The 15,483-nt window shown below is 50.1% G+C and carries 15 protein-coding genes; 6 read left to right on the plus strand and 9 right to left on the minus strand.

What is annotated here, in order from left to right; all coding sequences use genetic code 11:
• Window positions 1-2: 2 nt before the first annotated feature.
• A complete protein-coding gene (locus tag JTN23_RS04690; RefSeq protein WP_247232743.1) occupies window positions 3-542 on the minus strand; it encodes a DinB family protein in 540 nt (179 codons plus the stop codon).
• A gap of 315 nt (window positions 543-857) precedes the next feature.
• On the opposite strand from JTN23_RS04690, the gene JTN23_RS04695 reads away from it, so the two are divergent.
• Entirely contained in the window at window positions 858-1,313 is a 456-nt protein-coding gene (locus JTN23_RS04695; RefSeq protein ID WP_247232744.1) for a hypothetical protein, read from the plus strand.
• A gap of 23 nt (window positions 1,314-1,336) precedes the next feature.
• Here JTN23_RS04695 and JTN23_RS04700 read toward each other — a convergent pair whose 3' ends face one another.
• On the minus strand, window positions 1,337-1,933 hold the full coding sequence (locus JTN23_RS04700; RefSeq protein WP_247232745.1) for a thymidine kinase: 597 nt from the start codon (window positions 1,931-1,933) through the stop codon (window positions 1,337-1,339).
• A 109-nt stretch (window positions 1,934-2,042) separates the two neighbouring features.
• Here JTN23_RS04700 and JTN23_RS04705 point away from each other — a divergent pair, with 109 nt between their 5' ends.
• Together JTN23_RS04705 and JTN23_RS04710 are read left to right on the plus strand one after the other, a co-directional pair.
• A complete protein-coding gene (locus tag JTN23_RS04705; protein WP_247232746.1) occupies window positions 2,043-3,218 on the plus strand; it encodes a DUF8457 domain-containing protein in 1,176 nt (391 codons plus the stop codon).
• Between the two features lie 22 nt (window positions 3,219-3,240).
• Window positions 3,241-4,110 carry a PorV/PorQ family protein gene (locus tag JTN23_RS04710; RefSeq protein ID WP_247232747.1) on the plus strand — a complete coding sequence of 290 codons (870 nt, stop codon included), beginning with the start codon at window positions 3,241-3,243 and terminating at the stop codon, window positions 4,108-4,110.
• Between the two features lie 10 nt (window positions 4,111-4,120).
• On the opposite strand, the gene JTN23_RS04715 is transcribed toward JTN23_RS04710, so the two are convergent.
• Window positions 4,121-5,215, minus strand: coding sequence for a M20 family metallo-hydrolase (locus JTN23_RS04715; RefSeq protein WP_247232748.1), 1,095 nt, complete (start codon window positions 5,213-5,215; stop codon window positions 4,121-4,123).
• 149 nt (window positions 5,216-5,364) lie between these two features.
• Between JTN23_RS04715 and JTN23_RS04720 the strand changes: the two genes are divergently transcribed.
• Window positions 5,365-6,435: a saccharopine dehydrogenase family protein gene (locus JTN23_RS04720; RefSeq protein WP_247232749.1), complete on the plus strand. Its 1,071-nt coding sequence runs from the start codon at window positions 5,365-5,367 to the stop codon at window positions 6,433-6,435.
• A gap of 18 nt (window positions 6,436-6,453) precedes the next feature.
• Window positions 6,454-7,125: a hypothetical protein gene (locus tag JTN23_RS04725; RefSeq protein WP_247232751.1), complete on the plus strand. Its 672-nt coding sequence runs from the start codon at window positions 6,454-6,456 to the stop codon at window positions 7,123-7,125.
• 13 nt (window positions 7,126-7,138) lie between these two features.
• Here the strand turns inward: JTN23_RS04725 and JTN23_RS04730 are convergent, their stop codons facing one another.
• The 6 genes from JTN23_RS04730 to aat all read right to left on the minus strand — a co-directional run bounded on the left by JTN23_RS04730 (window position 7,139) and on the right by aat (window position 14,169).
• Complete coding sequence (locus JTN23_RS04730; RefSeq protein ID WP_247232753.1) at window positions 7,139-8,134, minus strand: GRP family sugar transporter; 996 nt, start codon at window positions 8,132-8,134, stop codon at window positions 7,139-7,141.
• A gap of 55 nt (window positions 8,135-8,189) precedes the next feature.
• On the minus strand, window positions 8,190-9,080 hold the full coding sequence (rbsK, locus tag JTN23_RS04735; RefSeq protein WP_247232756.1) for a ribokinase: 891 nt from the start codon (window positions 9,078-9,080) through the stop codon (window positions 8,190-8,192).
• Between the two features lie 130 nt (window positions 9,081-9,210).
• Window positions 9,211-10,806 carry an FAD-dependent oxidoreductase gene (locus JTN23_RS04740; RefSeq protein WP_247232757.1) on the minus strand — a complete coding sequence of 532 codons (1,596 nt, stop codon included), beginning with the start codon at window positions 10,804-10,806 and terminating at the stop codon, window positions 9,211-9,213.
• Window positions 10,807-11,181: 375 nt separating this feature from the next.
• On the minus strand, window positions 11,182-12,432 hold the full coding sequence (locus JTN23_RS04745) for a glutamate-5-semialdehyde dehydrogenase (RefSeq protein ID WP_247232758.1): 1,251 nt from the start codon (window positions 12,430-12,432) through the stop codon (window positions 11,182-11,184).
• Entirely contained in the window at window positions 12,432-13,463 is a 1,032-nt protein-coding gene (gene proB / locus JTN23_RS04750; protein ID WP_247232759.1) for a glutamate 5-kinase, read from the minus strand. Before proB ends, JTN23_RS04745 begins: the two co-directional genes overlap by 1 nt.
• 70 nt (window positions 13,464-13,533) lie before the next feature.
• Entirely contained in the window at window positions 13,534-14,169 is a 636-nt protein-coding gene (gene aat / locus JTN23_RS04755; protein ID WP_247232760.1) for a leucyl/phenylalanyl-tRNA--protein transferase, read from the minus strand.
• A gap of 541 nt (window positions 14,170-14,710) precedes the next feature.
• On the opposite strand from aat, the gene JTN23_RS04760 reads away from it, so the two are divergent.
• Window positions 14,711-15,412: a GNAT family N-acetyltransferase gene (locus JTN23_RS04760; protein ID WP_247232761.1), complete on the plus strand. Its 702-nt coding sequence runs from the start codon at window positions 14,711-14,713 to the stop codon at window positions 15,410-15,412.
• Window positions 15,413-15,483 lie beyond the last annotated feature (71 nt).

A 15,483-nucleotide genomic window follows, 5' to 3' on the forward strand; every position in this document is an offset into this window, starting at 1 on the left:
TCCTAGAATTCAAAGAAAGGAGGCTCAATACCATTAAGGCGGAGGTACACCAGTGCCTGCGCCCGGTGGTGGGCCGTATGCGTCAGGGCTCTTAGCAGAAAGTCCCGCCCGGTATGTTTTTGCCAGTACTCGTGGGTACCGTAGCCGGTTTGGTCTAGCTGGTGGTCGCTGAGCTTTTCGATAGTGGCAGTACATTGGTCATGGCAGGTAAGGTAGTAGTCCCTTAGTGCGGCTTTGCTGGTAGCCTCAGGCTCCTTGACGGGAGGTTGATTGACAATAGAGCCGATAAAGAAGGTATTCCAGTGGGCGGCGTGGCTAAACAACTTTCCAAACGACATCTGATCAGGAGTAGGCTTATAGCCAAGTTGAGCCTCCGGCATCTTATCAAGTACCTTTAGGCTATAATCCCGGGCAGTTTTCCACCGGTGAAGAAAATCATCCCGAAAGGTACTGTTGGCGGAGGGAGATGTAAAGCCCAAAGCCGGTAGCGAAGTCAGCAAGGTACTACCCGCTAGTTTATGCAATGCTTCTTTCCGATTCATCAGTGTAGTGAATTAACGACCCGTTGCGTGTTTAAGAGAATTTGTAATGAAAGATACGACAAGCCAGTATCTACCAGCAGTGGCTTCGGCACTGGGGAAAGATGTGGAATATGTTCTCGAGAGGTAATAGGTAAAAGTAAGCGTACCCGATGGCCATGCACCTGTAAATAGAGGGAGCACTACGAGCTACCGGTATCTGTTTTAAGCTAGTACATAACCATTAGGGCCCCAAGTGAGTTTGTAATGAAATACAGGGCAAAGTCAGCTGGCCCACTATTTTCTATACTCATAGCACTACATTAATCATTAACACCTATGGACCAAACCGAACGCAAACGCCAGGTAGTAGAAGCCTGCAAAGCCAGCATTAATGATAAGATAGCCGTGATCAGTGAGGACCTGAACAGGTTGCGGGATTCGGCCAACAATAGTTATGACAATGAAGCTAACAACCAATGGGAGGGTAATGAGGATGAAATGATGAATGATGTGGGCGATCTTCAGGGACATCTGGATTACCTGGTAGAAGCCGCAGGCCTCTTCAACCGCATAGATTTTGGTCAGAGATATGAAACAGTAGAGCCCGGAGCTGTTGTGATCACCGATCAGCGAAACTTCCTGATTGGAGCGACCAATGAGTTCAAATGCGAGGGCGAAGATTACATAGGAATAGTTGCCTCCGCGCCCATTTATGCCGAAATGAAAGACAGAAAGGCCGGTGATACCTTCACGATGAACCAGGTCACCTATACCATCAAAGAGATTTTCTAATTTCCTGATATCTTAAAGCAAAGCTATACATGCTTTGCTTTTTCACCCAGGTTAAAACAACGGCGGCAGCGTGCTTCGTAATGGTCAGTTTCGCCCAGGAGTACCCGTTGCTGAGAGGGAGAAAGCCGGTAGGAATGGGACGCTACATCGCCACAGATTACACAGATAGCGTGTACCTTGGTTACGTATTCGGCTATAGCCATGAGGTTAGGCATACAGCCAAACGGGCGTCCCTGAAAGTCCATGTCAAGTCCGGCTATGATGACACGTTTACCACTATCAGCCAGTTTAGTGCAGATGTCTACAATGGAATTGTCGAAGAATTGGGCCTCATCCAGCCCTACTACATCGCAGTTGCCCGCCAGCAACAGTACCTCCGAGGCAATCTGTACCGGCGTGGAAGGGATGGAATTTTCGTTGTGGGAGACGATGTCCTCGTCGTGGTAACGTGTATCAACGGCCGGTTTGAATATCTCCACTTTCTGCCGCGCGATTTTTGCCCGGTTGAGCCTGCGTATAAGCTCTTCAGTCTTCCCCGAGAACATAGATCCACATATCACTTCTATCCAGCCTGTACGAGGGTGCAGAATTTCTTTTTTACGCGAAGGTTCAATGAACATTTTAGTATATTGGTGCGTCGGTCGGTGCCGGTTGATTTTCGTTATATTTACACTTACAAAACAAATACATTTTCTTTACATCATCCCCCTTAACAGCCTTTAAATCGTTATGTCAAATACACTGAACCAAGCGGCTTTGAAGCAGTACGTAAGTCAGTTTACGTCAAAAGTCCTTACTGACTTTTATTCCCGCAAGAGTGTCATCAGTGGCCCGGAGCTGTTGAAACTCACACCATTAAAGCAGGTAAATCTGGGTATTGTAAGCCGCCTGTTCGACCAGTGGAAAGCCGATGCCGGTGCCTTCCGCAGCCCCTACTTTGATTTTGAAAATGAAGAAGTAAAAAAAGCGCTGGATGACTTCATGAATACCGTATCGCAGCATATAGCTGTGAACCGTGAGGGGCTGGAGCCGCTGTTGACTGAATCGGTACAGGAGGCCCTTTTGCTCTTACTGGACCCGGAGGCGTACTTTGATGGCAAGCTAAGAGCCATGCCTGATTTTGTTTTTACGCAGGAGCAGGCCCAGCGAATGGTAAAGTATACCCATATTCACAGCGGTATAGCCAAGTCCCTGGCCTTGCGTCTGACTGATAATGGCTCGAATTTCGTGTATTCCAACATCGCACTGCGCTGGCTAACGGATATCCTGAGCAACGGATCAGCCCTTGATGCCAAAGAGCCTTACATTCAGCAGTTCTCGGAAGTAGTAGAGCTGGATACCAAGAGTATAATCAAAACTACGGCGCCGGCTGAGGTGCCTGCGGCGGCTCCCCGTGTACCCGAGGAAAAACGAGAGCGGTCGTTTTTTGACTCCATCCTGACGACAGATACAAGTAGTACCCCGGCTCCGCGCGCTGCTACACCGGTGGCAAGTGCCAATGCGGGAACAGTAGCGTCGCCTCAGATCCTGCGTGACCGTAGTGAATCGATACCTGCTCCCAGCGGACCTATGCGTACTACCACGGCCGCGGATGACTCCCTGAACAACCGCTTCAAGGTAGAGGTACCTAAGGCCAGCGATGAGAATACCTATGGCAACGTACCCATCAAAGTGGAAAGCATAGCTAAGAGCATCCCTCTGGGGCAGCGGTTTATGTTCGTGAGCCAGTTGTTCAAGGGAAGTACTGATGCTTTTGAAGATGCCATCCGTGAACTGGATCAGGCTTCCAGCTTTGACGAGGCCCACGATATGATCGTGTACAAATTTGCGTCGATCTACCGGTGGAATACCGACAGCGAAGCCATCAATGACCTGCTTACTATCGTAAAAAGGAAATTCAGCTAAAATGAATTAAGCTACTAATTCATTGCCCTTGATATACAGTAGCAACTTATACAAAGTAAGCAGAAGAATTGTACTCCTGCTGATACTATGCGCACCGCCGGCCCTCGCCGGCGGTGATGCTTTTCCTATTGGTGCGCGCTCGTGGGGTATGGCCAATGCCGTAGTGGCTCAGTCGGACCGCTACTCCGTCGTGAATAATATAGCCGGACTGGCTGGTGTCCGTGACGCTTCACTTTTCTCCTCCTACCATACGTACTATGGCTTTGACGGACTAGGTACCGTAGCCTTTGGAGCTGTTATGCCCGTTAACAATAGTCTTACTACCGGACTATCCATCCAACGGTTTGGGGATAAGTTGTACAATGAATTAGCGTTTGGAGTAGGAGCGGGCCACCGCATCAATCGGATCAGCCTGGGGATGAAGATAAATTATGTACAGATAGCCGTCAATGCTCCCTCCTTAGCACTAAGCCGCAAAGCCTTGGCAGTAGAGATGGGAGGTATAGCTCAGCTCAGCTCCAGACTATACTTTGGGGCACATATGTACAATGTAACGCAGGGAGGATTCTCGGGTGAGTCGGGAGTACGCCTGCCTACCATACTGCGGGCAGGTCTTACGTACCGGCCCATTTCAGGGCTGCACCTGAATGGTGAATTGATGAAGAATACGGCTTTCCCTACGTCTTTTCGGGCGGGGCTGGAGTACGCGCCGGTACCGAGCCTCTTCTTACGCACCGGCATAGCTACCCATCCGGGTACCAACCATTTCGGACTGGGGTACGCCGCCAATGCCTTCAATGTAGACTACGCCGTACATACCCACTCCCAACTAGGCTGGTCACACCACTTTACGGTAGCTTATAGCTTCGCCAGGAAAACCAAAACTGAGTAGGCTGTCTCTTCTATTCCTGAGGGGCGACTACGGCCTCCACCATCGCTATATACTGAGCTATTCCTTCTTCGATCTCGTGCAGGTAAATAAACTCATCCGCCGTATGGGAGCGCTCCGAGTGGCCGGGACCCATCTTGAGCGAAGGGCAGTCGAGCAGGGCCTGGTCGGAGGTAGTAGGTGAGCCATAGGTAGTACGACCCAGCGCTATACCGGCCTGTACTATGGCATGCTCAACCGGTATGCTCGACGGACGCAGCCGGATCGAGCGGGGCTGTATCTCGGACTGGATATTCTCCTTGATGGTTGCAATGATTTCTTCCAGCGTGTACTGCTCCGTTACCCGTATGTCTACCGTGAAGGTACAGGCATCGGGTACTACGTTGTGCTGAGTACCGGCGTTAATAATGGTCACCGACATCTTGATAGGACCGAGCGTAGGAGATACCTTCGGGAAGCGGTAGCTGGTCAGCCAGTTGATGTCTTTGATGGCTTTGTAGATGGCATTGTCGCCCTCTTCGCGGGCAGCGTGGCCTGACTTACCACGAGCTATGCAGTCAATTACCAGCAGGCCCTTCTCGGCCACGGCCAGATGCATCTGGGTAGGCTCACCTACAATGGCAAACTCAATGGGAGGCAGCTCAGGTACTACGATCTCCAGGCCTTCTTTACCGGATATCTCTTCTTCGGCGGTAGCCGCCAGCGCTATGTTATACGTCAGGTCGGAGCGGTCGTAGAAATGACAGAAGGTAGCGATCAGCGATACCAGACAGCCGCCGGCATCGTTGCTGCCCAGGCCGTACAACTTGCCGTCTTTTTCAACGGGTTCAAACGGATCAAGCGTCCAGGATTTATTGGGCTTGACAGTATCGTGATGGGAGTTGAGCAGCAGGGTAGGCTTAGCCGGATCGAAGTGCTGGTTCAGCGCCCAGATATTATTCTTCTTACGCTGGTAAGGTATCTGCTTCTTTTGTAAAAACTCCTCAATGACCAGCGCGGTGTTATCTTCTTCGCGGCTGAAAGAGGGAGTTGCAATCAGGTTTCTTAGTAGTTCGGTCGCCTCCTGGGCGATGCTCTGCACGTATTCTGTATCTGTTGATAAAGCCATAGGGGCATTCTTTTTCCACACGCTATGCCTCAAAGGTACGAAAAATGTGCAAAACGACCGTGCCCCCTGCTACTTAGCCGGTGTTGAGGTAGTGGTACTTGTACAATTCTTTTTATATTCACCTACCTGAATACCATCCTAGAAACACCATGGAAAAGTCATCCCTGCTACTATACGGCGCCAACGGCTACACAGGACAACTCATCGTTGATATTTGCCATGAGTATGGAGTAGTACCCATTCTGGCGGCGCGGCGTGAGGAGGCCATCCGCCCTCTGGCTGATCGTATAGGTACTCAGTATCGGGTTGTGGACTTGTCGGATCAGGAGGGGCTGCGGAGGGCATTGGCTGATGTGAAGGTAGTACTGCACGCGGCGGGGCCTTTCAAATTTACCGCCCGGCCTATGATCGAAGCCTGCCTGGCTACTCATACGCACTACCTGGACATTACGGGTGAGATAGAGGTATTTGAGCTGGCTAAGCAGTACGATGCAGCGGCCCGTAAAGCGGGAGTTATGTTATTGCCGGGAGCTGGCTTCGACGTAGTACCTACCGATTGCCTGGCGTTGTACCTGAAAAAACAACTGCCGGACGCCACGCACCTCAAGCTGGCCTTCGAAACAGTTGGTGGAGGCTTGTCGCACGGGACGGCCAGTACCATGGTAGAAGGATTGGGTAAAGGCGGAGCCGTGCGGGAAAATGGAAAGATAGTTACTAAGAATCTAGGGCATAAAAGCCTGTGGATTGAGATCAATGGCCGGAGGCGCTTCTTCATGACGATTCCCTGGGGCGACGTATCTACCGCCTGCCATACCACAGGTATTCCCAATATCGAAACCTACACCGGTATCTCACCCAGGGTACATAGCCTGCTGCGGTTTCAGGGGCTGTACAACTGGCTGCTAGGGTCAGATCTTGTAAAAAAGATAGCGAAGAACAGAGTAGACAAGATTAGCGGGCCCACCGAAGCCATGCGTCAGCTGGCCAGCAGCACCGTATGGGGGGAGGTAACCAATGCTTCCGCCGACCGTCGAACCGCACATCTCACCTGTCCCGAAGGCTATACGCTCACGGCTCATAGTAGCCTTATCATTGCCAAGAAGGTACTAGCGGGCAATTTCAAAGTAGGGTACCAAACCCCTGCCTCGGCCTACGGCGAAGATCTGGTGCTGGAAGTACCGGGTGTGGAGCGGGTAGGGGAGTGCAGAGGATGGTTGTAGAACTTTAAAAACTTATATATGAGAGTGACGACTCTGATCATAATGCTAGTACTGGTAAGTACTGCCGCCAAATCCCATGAAGATGGTTTAGCGATAAACTATCGGGTATTCATAAAGAAAAAGTCTGATGGTGAGTATGACAGATTTCTGAGGGTGTACCTCACTAACCCTATGGATAGGGATATATATGTATTAGCTCCGTCTTTTCAGGCTAAGGAACAAAAGCTAAATAAAAGCAGTACAATTGAGGATCTGTGGAGTGACTATGTATTAAGTTATGAAAAATATAACCGCATGAACTTCAGTGGGGGATCCTCGAATGATGGTTTATTATTGGCTCCTGCTGGAGTACGAGTTTTTCCTTTTAGTTATTGTTCTTACAAACCAATCAGGTACTATGAATACATAGATGAGTGGTTTAAGAAAAATAAGGTCGATTGTCATTTAACCGATTTTATTTTCCATAATTATTTTACACCAATTCTTCTTTTTGTCCCTGCCAAGAAAACAGCCTATTTACAATACGCGATACATAATAATACCCCCAAAGGTACCTACGCCTTCTTTACCAAACCTTATCCAAAGGACAACTGCCTGTTTCAGAAACTGAAAAAGGGGAATGTAAAGGCATATAGCTATGAGCTGTATGAAGGTGGTATAAAGGATAATCCGGTGAAGGTTAGGCTTTGAGTGGTACTTCCCCTCACCCCGCCGCAATAATCAGCCCCAGCCCTATCAGGTAGCAGATCAGTGTGAGGTTGAGGAGTGTACTGGTACCTTTTGGGGCGTTTCGGAATTCTTTCCAGATGTAGATACCCCAGAGTGCAGCCACTACCGTAGCACCCTGTCCCAAACCATACGAGATAGCGGGTCCTGCTTCGCCCGATGCGATAATATTGAACGACATCCCAATACACCAGACTACACCACCGGCTATACCCGTAAGGTGGCTGCGGGCGTTTCCGTGGAAGTAGTCGGCGTAAGACACCGGCTCTCCCACAAAGGGGCGGTACATAAGCAGGGTATTGAACAGAAAGTTGCTCAGCAAAATACCCACGGCAAAGAACACAACCGCTGTGTAGGGACTCAGCTTGCCCGGCAGGGGTTGGTCAAAGTCCGGGAACATAGCCTGCGCCACGTACTTATAAAAGAAGCCCATCAGCAAGCCTGCCACCACCGCCAGTACCAAGCCTTTGGTAGAGACTCCTTCTGTATTACTCGCCAGTTTACGATAGGCGCTGGCATTAAGCAGAATGGCTGCAACTACCAAAGCCACGCCACCAAATAATAGCGTAGCATTACCGACGGGCTGGTCGAGGTAGTTTACGATTACGCCTATGACCAGTGCTAGTCCGATACCCACGGGAAAAGCTACGGACATACCAGCAATGGAGATGGCCGCTCCCAGCAGGATATTAGCTGCATTGAATAGTATACCTCCCCATATCGCTGAGCCTATACTGGCACCATCCGCCTGTTGTACGTCAGGAATAAAGCTACGGCCGCCGTCGCCGGTACTTCCAAATGTAAATGCAAACAGGAGGGACAGCAGCAGGATGCCCAGCACGTAGTCCCAGTAGAAAAGCTCGAAACGCCAGTGCCCGGCAGCCAGTTTCTGGGTGTTGGCCCAGGAGCCCCAGCAGAGCATAGTCACAAAACAGAAAATGATGGCGGTAGTGTAAGTTTCGACGATGAACATAAGGAGAGTTTGGAGGAGCTAAGGGATAGTTTTATCGGAAAGAAGAATAGACTAGTTACGAAACTTCATGGCGATGGGGCATAGAGCTCTGTGCCCCCAGTCGTGTGACCGAGATAGCGGCGGCCTTGCAGGCAAAACCAACGGCTTCCGGTAAGGATAATCCTTCGGCCATACCTACGGCCAGAGCACCGTTAAAGCAGTCGCCGGCGGCGGTAGAGTCGACGGCCTGTACGGCTACTCCCCCTACTGTACCTTCAAATTCACTACTCAGTATATAGGCTCCCTTCGCCCCCAGCGTGATCACTACATTAGTCACACCCATATCCTGTAAGGCACGAGCTACTCTGCCTACATTGTCTTCGGTAACGGGGATACCCGTCAGTAGCTCGGCTTCGGTTTCGTTGGGGGTAATCAGGTGGAGGTGCGAGAGCAGGTCAAGGGGTAACCTCTGAGCGGGAGCGGGGTTCAGAATAACCCGTAGCCCGCGCTGCGCGCTCTTTCGGATGGCATGCTCTACGGTAGCCAGGGGTATTTCCAGCTGGAGAAGTACTATGTCGCCCGGCAAGCAGGCATCAATAGCGGCTTCCACTTCGTCGGGTTGAAGATTACTGTTGGCACCGGGGGCTACTACGATGCAGTTTTCACCCTTATCGTCTACGGTGATGAGTGCTACACCCGACGGTCCATCATCTTTGACAATGGCCGTAGTGTCTATGCCTTCTTTTTGAAATCCTTCCACGGCTTGTTCGCCAAAGAGGTCATTCCCTACCTTAGCCACCAGCCGGACATGGGCACCAAGTCGGGCAGCGGCTACGGCCTGATTGGCTCCCTTTCCACCGGGATTCATCAGAAAGGTGCCACCAATAACAGTTTCACCGGGAGCAGGAAGCTTTTGGGTCTTTACGACCATGTCCGTGTTGGAGCTTCCTATCAGTAAGATGTTCATTAATTTATAGATTACAACCAGTATAGTATACTACTAGTGGTAAGTACGATCGGGGGCTAATCTAATGCAACAGGTACAAAAAAAGCCCTTCACCACCAGGACGAAAGGCTTCTAACTAGTAATACTATTTTTAACGGGGTACTAACACGGCCGATTGCTTCAGGTAGTTTTCCCAGCTTTCTACCTCTTCCAATGCCTCGGGACCGGGCATACTCCCGTTGTACATCAACTCCTGGATCGCCGCTATATCGGCATCATGCCCCAGGCCCAGCACCGCCTTGATCTGATTGTACTTTATATAATAAGCCAAAAATTTATCTTCCTGAAGGCTACCGCTGATCAGGACATCATCGTAATCCTCCACGTAGCCTACATACCGCAGGCTACGTCCCTGCTGATTGGTCCAGAAGAAGGGTACCGTATCGTACAATTGGCCGGCTCCGGCCATATTCTTACCCGCTATACGGCCTTGTTGTCCGGCTACTTTCCAGTGCTCGATGCGGCAGTGGCCCGGTCCAAAAGGTACATAGGCAATATCACCGGCTGCGTACAGGGTATTAGTAATGCGCAGGAATGAATCTACCTTGACACCACCATCCTTTTCGCGCTCTACACCTCTTAAAAAGTCCAGAGCTGGCTTCACACCGATGCCTACCAGTACCAGGTCGGCCGGTAGCGTATCGCCGTTATCAAGTACCACTTCATTTACTTTATCGTCACCGTGCAGCTTCATTACTTTTCGTTCCAGCCGGAACTTCACCCCCGCCTCTTCGTGCCACTGCTGTATGCGCTTGCCTACTTCCTGTCCCCATATTTTCTGAAAAGGAGTAATATCCGGAGTAACGACCGTTACATCACAGCCCCTTTTTCTCAGGCTCATAGCTCCTTCCAATCCAATAAAAGAGCCTCCTACTATAACTACCCGGGTACCCTCGGTAGCGGCGTCCCGCAGTTGTCGGCTATCGCTCAGCGAGCGCAGCAGAAACACATTGGGTTTATCAATACCTTCTAACCTCAGGTTGCAGGCCTCGCCGCCAGTACAGAGCAGGGCTTTATCGTAGGTAAGCTGTCCGCCATTGTCAAAGTCAATGCGTCGGGCAAATGGGTCCAGGCTCTTGACACAATGATTCTTCAGAAGCTCTATCCCATACTTTTCGTAGAAGTCAGCTTTACGCAGGTACATCTGCTCTTCGGGAGCTTCGCCCTGCAGGTACATCTTACTAACGTTGGTACGATCATAAGGAGCTTCACTCTCAGCTGTAATCATGATGATACGTCCCCGGTAACCGGCTTCGCGCATACCTTCGGCGGCATACTGGGCAGCCACACCACCACCTACTATAGCATAGACATCTTTACTATTCGGATCGCGCAGGGTAAGTGGATTGGGCTTACGGTCCGGCAACTCGCCTTCGGGAATATACACATGTACATCGTCGTCGCGTACCACTACCTTATAGGTAGGCAAACCATCCAGGCCGGGGGCTTCCAGGTTTATTCCGGAATGGACATCAAAGCAGGCATGGTGCCAGGGGCAAACCAGTCGGTTGCCGTTGAGAGCTCCTTTGACCAGAGGGGCACCATAGTGAGTACATTTGGGATACAAAGCGTAGAACACGCCCTCATGACGAATGAGCAGGACTGTAGTATCGCCAGCTTTTACTTCCTCCTTATGCTCATCAGGCCATTCACTGGCTTTAGCCACCCAATATTCTCTTTTTTCCATATGAATAGATGGGATTAGATACTGCTACGCTTATAACATAAGTCAAATACCGTACTTCAAAAAGAGGAGGAGGAGAAACAGCGGTGGTTACAAAAAGTCAAATTTAGTAATTATTTAATACACTTGCTGACTTCTGGTAAATTAGTATATGTAATACTATGATTTGATAATGAACGAGATATATTTGATGAAGTAGGTTGTGTAGTAGGAGTGTCTGTGTAACTAGTGGTGGATTTGTAGAAATCGCGCCCATGCAATAATAGCCCCAGTTACACCTGCACAGGCTGGTACTTGATAAAAACGGAGAGTATAGATATAGTAGGCAGCTCTCCCCATCGAAGATACACTAACCCGATGGGGAGAGCTCTTAAGTACTTACCAGCGGGTCTGGCCGGAGCCAACTACTACCCATTTCTCGGTAACCAGTTTTTCGAGAGCAAAGGGACCGCGTGCGTGTAGTTTCTGAGTAGAAATACCGATTTCGGCACCCAGGCCAAATTCACCGCCATCGGTAAAGCGTGTAGAGGCATTGGCATAGACCGCGGCAGCATCCACCTCATTGAGGAATTGCTCAATTGCCGCTGCATCACGGGATATAATAGCCTCCGAGTGGCGTGACGAATACTGCTGTATGTGCGAAAGCGCCTCCGAAAGGCCGTCCACTACTTTGATAGAGCACTTATAGTCTAGAAACTCCCGACCAAAATCATCCGATGTAGCCTTCTGTAGCAGAGGATATTCAGCCGCTTTGAATATGGGATACGACTCGTCGTCGGCAAATACCTCTACGTTCCACTTGATGAACTCTTCTTTCAGCGTAGGTAAGAAGGCTTCGGCTACGGCTCGGTCTACTACTACGGTGTCCAGCGAATTGCATACCGACGGGCGCGATACCTTGGCGTTGACCACAATATCACGGGCCATGTCCAGATCGGCAGTACTTTCTACGTACGTATGGCATACGCCGGCGCCGGTTTCGATAGTAGGTACCAGGGAGTTCTGGCGTACGTACTGGATCAGACCTTCGGAGCCTCGTGGGATGATAATATCCACGTAGCGGGTGGCCGATAGTAGTTCGGCTACAAACTTACGATCGGTAGGGAGCAGGGCTACGGCTGCGGCGTCAACCCCAAACTCAGCGAGTACTTCATGAATTATACCAACCAGGCACTCATTGGAGTACTGAGCTTCCTTACCTCCTTTGAGTACACAGGCGTTGCCGGAGCGCAGGCATAGGGAAGCCACGTCAATGGTCACGTTGGGGCGCGACTCATAGATTACTCCTACCACTCCCAGCGGTACGGCTATCTTCTTCAGCTGAATACCCTGGGGCAGGGTACGCTCCAGTAAGAGCTGGCCGGTAGGATCGGGCAGGGCCGCTACGTCACGCAGGCTCTGCGCCAGTCCCTGAATACGCTTATCGTTCAGGAGCAGGCGGTCCTTCTTTGGATCGCTGTCGTCCATGCGCTCCAGATCCTTCTGATTTTCGGCAATGATACGTGCCTGACTGGCCAGTATCCGGTCCGCTAAGGTGGTGAGCAGCTCTGCCCGTTGGGCGTCCGAAAGGTTACGAACAGCGGCCGAAGCCTGTTTGGTAGCCTGTAATAGAGATATGATTGATTCCATCAGAGTAGTACGATATCGCTGGCGTTAGCCACTTCAAAATTCTGAGTTTTCAGGTTGTTTATGATAGCCTGGGAGGTTTCGCGGGCACGGGCTACGGCTATCATCTCATTTTCGGGGGTAAATAGCTCTATGATTTCCCCAGCCTCAAATTCACCTACTACTTCCAGTACTCCTACGGCCAGCAGGCTTTTCCGCTTTTCCAGTGCTTTAGCAGCTCCTTCGTCGATGCGTAGCTTACCGGCTACCAGACCACCGCTACCCAGCCACCGCTTGCGTGCCGACAGGGTACTTTTCTGCGGGACGAACACAGTACCGGTCTCTCCCCGCAGGGCCCGGAGTATACCATCTTTTTCGCTCATGCCGAATATCACCACCCTGATGCCCATGCGGGTAGCCAGTTTGGCAAAGGTGAGCTTGGAAGCCATTCCTCCCAGTCCCAGAGCTGATTTTTCGGTCCTGACAAAGCGGAATACATCGTTTACATCAGGTACCTCGCGAACCATCTGTCCGGCTTCGTCCAGCAGGCCACCTACGGAGGTACATAGCATCAGGGCTTCGGCCCCGAAGCCCGCGGCTATAAGCGTAGCCAACTCGTCATTATCCGAAAACTTCAACTCGCGGTCGCTTACCACATCATTCTCATTCACAATAGGTATAATACCGTTGTTCCAGAGTTCGTCGTAGGTCTCCTTAAGCTGCAGGAACTGGTGGCGGTTGGCGAAGTGCTGGCGCTCGCAGAGGCTCTGGGCGATGGCAATGCCGTAGGGGGTGAACTGGCTGGCGTAGATACCCACCAGTAGCGGATTACCTACCGAGGCGGCGGCTTTGCGCTGGGTGATGGTTCCCTTATAATCCTGTATATAGGCTTTGCCTGCCCCAACGGCCCCCGACGATACGATGATCAGGCGGTAGTTCTTATGAAGCAGGGATACCTGGCGGGCTACGTCCGCAATGATGGCCAGATCGGGCTCACCGGAGGGACGGGTGATAGAAGCAGTACCAAACTTAATAACGAGGATAGGCTTTGCCACAACTATATGAGCATTAGACTGAAAAATTCCCCAAAATTAGGCTATTTCAGCAGCAAACTATACAAAGTGGCTATTTTTCATAGGATTGTTGACGGAGGAACAGATGCTCCACATCCGGCTCAATGAAGCGGGCTTTGGTGGAGACCGCCTTCCGCAATCGGCTCATGTAGTCGGCCTTGGGTATCTCGATAGCGCCAAACCGGCGTACATTGTCGTTAATAAACTGGGTATCCAGCAGTTGGAAGCGCTGCTGGCGCAGGATCTCGATCAGGTAATGGAAAGCTACCTTAGAGGCATTACTGACTGTATAAAACATAGATTCGCCAAAGAAAGCAGCCCCTATAGCTACTCCGTACAAGCCTCCTACCAACTCCCCATCCTGATAAGTTTCGATACTATGGGCAAAACCCATCTTGTGCAGATCGGTATACGCCTCTATGATGTCCTCCGATATCCAGGTACCTTCTTCGTTGGTTCGGGGGGCGGCACAGTGCGTCATTACCCCTTTGAAGTCGGTGTTGATTCGAACTTCAAATACCCGCTTGTTCAGGACGGGACGCAGTGATTTAGGCGAATGATAGGTATCAATAGGTATAATGGCTCTCGGGTCCGGCGAATACCAGTAAATGGTACCGTCGGTATCTGCCATGGGAAAGATCCCATTGATATACCCGTATATAAGATCGTCAGCTGATAGTTGATTCATTAATAGATTATGACACCTCCATTACTGTTACTTTCCCTCTTTAATACTACGTCTCAGGGGCTAATCCGGGTCGGTAACATCTTAAACAAAGTTAGGTGATTTAGTCGAAATTTGTGCGTTGTTAGTTACTTATTTGATATTCAGAATGTTATATGTAACAAGTAGCTTTTTGTCTTAAATTAGGGCCATTACCAGGAGCGTGGACAGGTATAAATGTTTTTATATGGTTTTGTAATACCCACTGAACCAGAAAAATATATTTGCTGTTTCTTTGGGTGTATATCTATTTTTTATAAAATTTGCACTGTTTTTCAGCAGAAGCTATCAATGAACAACCACGGCGCATATACTTTCTTTCATACTACGCCCTTCAGGTTTAGGTCCGAGAGGACCGCATAATTCTGTTTTACCTACGTGGTAAAATTCTCTCTGCCCCCATTCTTAGTTTAGTGTATTAATTTCAAAAACCTCATCAGGTATTTGATGTGATGGCCCGGTCGCGTTGCGTATGGAGGGTATCATTTTTTCAGAACTAACAACCATGAAGAATAAGGAACAGTCCGGCAGCCAATTCGTTGTTCAGGTTGCTAATGAAAATCATCTTCATTTCGCCGAAACCATCTGCGCCGAAATGGAGGAGAGTGCTAAAAAGCGCGGTACAGGTATAGCCAAGCGCTCTCCGGTGTATCTGATGGAAAAAATGATTGAAGGGAAGGCCATTATCGCTACTACTACCAGTGGTATATGGGTAGGCTTTTGTTACATCGAGACCTGGGAGCACGGCAAGTTTGTGGCCAACTCCGGTCTGATCGTGCATCCGGACTACCGTAATAGTGGTATAGCCAAATCTATCAAGGCCAAGGCCTTTGAACTGTCGCGTAAGAAATACCCCAACGCGAAGATCATCGGTATTACCACTAGTCTGGCGGTAATGAAGATCAACTCTGACCTGGGCTATGAGCCTGTTACATTCAGTGAACTACCCGCCGATGATGCGTTCTGGAAAGGCTGCGCCAGCTGTGTTAACTATGACGTGCTGACTCGTACGGATCGTAAGCACTGCCTGTGTACCGGTATGATGTTCAATCCTGAAGAGGCTAAAAAGGCTGAGAAGGATCAAAGCTGGAACTTCCTGAAGGAGTCAAAGCTGTATGAGCGCTGGATGCGTATCAAGCAGCTTGTGCTGTTGCGAAGGGAGGAGAGGGCCAAAAAGAAAAATACCGACGCGATGCTGGTACCGTAGGGTACCATTGTACATAAAGATTTATTCCAGTACATAAAAAACCTCGCTCGGCAGTTATGAACAAGTCCGTA

This window comes from Telluribacter roseus, from assembly GCF_017355915.2.
GTDB lineage: Bacteria > Bacteroidota > Bacteroidia > Cytophagales > Spirosomataceae > Telluribacter.